General features: G+C 28.1%; 1 protein-coding gene. It reads right to left on the bottom strand.

The genetic code is table 11. From position 1 onward, the window contains the following. Nucleotides 1–291 (bottom strand): Abi family protein (locus HCK02_RS14020; protein ID WP_167630706.1); only part of this gene is annotated, 291 nt, incomplete at its 3' end. Nucleotides 292–502 lie beyond the last annotated feature (211 nt).

Here is a 502-nt window from a genome sequence, read left to right as displayed (position 1 = left end):
AGTTTTAACTGAATGCTCTATGTCTAAACACATTTGTAACAAGGCATATCTTAATCTCATATCCAATATTGCCAAGTCGGCCAAGTAAGCAAACTCCAAATCTATATATTTACCACTAGCGTCTTTTTTATAATTCTTTCGATAGGCGCCTAACTTATAATAATAATTGTTCTCCATCAAAATTTTAGTGGCTTCCATCTCACTAGTTAGCTGAAATTTTATTCCTTTTTCATGCATTTTATCAATGAGTTCTTCATAAGTAAGTAATTTCTTTTTTTGTCTATGTTTCAATTGTTAGTCATCCCTTTATAGTTTATATAAATACTATATATAAAAAGTTGGACGAAATAGCAATTCTACAGATATTTAGTAAAGTCGAATGATATTTACTTCCATTTAACTTGTAGCCATTTACTTCTTCTTAAATAATCCATAAAATTATTTTGATGAAAAAGTTAAATTTCATTGAGCGGTTTTTTTGGGGGGAATAAACGATAAATAA

The sequence above is a fragment of the Listeria valentina genome (genome assembly GCF_011800755.1).
GTDB lineage: Bacteria > Bacillota > Bacilli > Lactobacillales > Listeriaceae > Listeria > Listeria valentina.
Note: the sequence above shows the minus strand (reverse complement) of the source record. Positions and strands in the feature narration are given on the sequence as shown.